Raw genomic sequence first — 1,847 nt, forward strand, 5'->3', positions numbered from 1 at the left:
CTACCTGCTGTGCGCTGCTTGCACCCATTTAGATGAGCACACTTGGCTCCATTTATGTAAGCGGTATAGCTAAAAAGAAGCCGAGCGTTCTTGACGATGGCAACATCATCCGAAACCGGGATGCAATTTGGATTCAACGGGTTCCTGACACGAATGGCACTGTCGTGATGTAAGTTATTTCATGTGCATCGTTTGCGCAGTTCGCGTCTCAATTCGTCTCTTGGCTTCTGCATTAGCTTGTAACCATGGCGGCGGCGTTTGAGGACGCGTGGCTCAAGCCGGCCTGGACGGTTGGCCACCTCGCAGGCCGCAATTTGCTTGAGCATCAACCCTATGTAGCCCCCAAGAATCGCTTCAGCAATCAATCCGCTTGATAGTAGCATCCACGACGCCAAGACATACTGACAGGTGCTGGTGAAACTGATCTGACGCGGCTGCTGGCCGTGCAACAGGGCCGCCGCCGCGGCCGTCGTGCGAATCAAATTGTAACCCAGGATCGTCGTCCGGACTTCGCGTTCCACCATCTCGGGTGATTTGCAGCGAACATGTCCCAGGTTTAAAGAAGTTTTGATACTGCGAATATCCAACTCCGAATTCCACCGGAATCCATATAGTTCGGCGATGTCTTCTGTGGTGTACTCGTCTGCATCGACCAGCGTCGTGATGATGTCGATGGTTTGGGTGCGACGACCGGGCTCGACAATCTGGTAGCGGATCTCGCGAAGCTCGAGCGTCTCAGGGATCTGTGCGTAAGTCTCCTCATCCATCCATGTCGGGCACGGCGGCCGAGTCCAGACAATGAGATGATCGTGCTTGCCCAACCGGCGGCCACGGCGAAAGTCTGAGTGGCGCCGATGATGCTTTCGAGCGCAGGTCTGCGTTCCTTGCAAGTACAACAAAGCGATCATCATGTACGAACAGTAGTAGCGATCCGCCACGGCGATGTCACCTGGGGCGAGGCTTCCCAGCATCGATCGCAACAAGGCCAACTCGCCTGTCTCTTTGCCTTTGTAGGGTCCGATCGCCAAGTCCATCACGCAGGCAGTCGCCAACGAAAGGATGGCGACGGTACGCGCGATCGGCAGACCAACTCCCGGTTTTTGCGTATTGGGTGGCGGGTACTTGGCTCGGTTTTTGGGCGTGTCTGGCATGGTAAACGTGAAGCCGTCGATCAGCTTCGCGTGGTGCTTGCCCTTCCACAGCCAACTCTCATCGGCGGCCTGCTCCAATTCCTCGGTCACTTCACAACTGAGTTCATGCAACGCCGCCTCCGAGAGTTTGGCTCGGGCTCGACAATAATCGCCCGTATCTTTCGTCGGTGCGCCGAGTCCCGCTTGCTGGTAGTAGCTCACCACACGGGCTACCGCCCCTTGACACGAGGCTTCTTTGCCATCCCGCAGCACTTGCGAGAGAAACGACCATACCATGATTGCTGTGGTATAGACACCGAAACGACCGAACAGGCCATCATGTTTAGCAAAAATCCGCTCGATGCGTGCGGCCGAGAGAATCTCGGCAAACGGCAATCCAGGGCGGGAAAGAAAGGCGTCGACAACCTTTTGAAATCTGCGGCTGCCTGGATGGGGTGAATCTGGTATCTCTATGGCCATGAAAAAACCCTCCTTGGTTCTTCACGGGACGTGAAACCAAGGAGGGCTCCATCATTATAGCCAAGCGTGGGCAAAAACTTGAACAGCGCTTCGGCAAGGCAGAGATTTTCAAAAATCGCCGCTTGTGTCAATAGGTAAACTGCGCGCTCGTTACATCACGACAGTGCCATTCGTCGCAGGCCCGTGTGGATGGCTGCGAACAGAAAGTTGCCAAACGGCTCATCTGTCGCTGCATAC

The 1,847-nt window shown here is 55.3% G+C and carries 1 protein-coding gene; it reads right to left on the bottom strand.

The annotated features are described in order from the left end of the window. Positions 1–179: 179 nt before the first annotated feature. Positions 180–1,610, bottom strand: coding sequence for an IS4 family transposase (locus WBB95_RS26985; RefSeq protein WP_424490352.1), 1,431 nt, complete (start codon positions 1,608–1,610; stop codon positions 180–182). Positions 1,611–1,847 lie beyond the last annotated feature (237 nt).

Source organism: Pseudomonas sp., assembly GCF_049645325.1.
In the GTDB taxonomy this organism is placed as follows: domain Bacteria; phylum Pseudomonadota; class Gammaproteobacteria; order Pseudomonadales; family Pseudomonadaceae; genus Aquipseudomonas.

Coding starts and splice junctions, on each gene's coding strand:
- WBB95_RS26985 (WP_424490352.1), bottom strand. CDS start 1,610: ATGGCCATAGAGATACCAGATTCACCCCATCCAGGCAGCCGCAGATTT.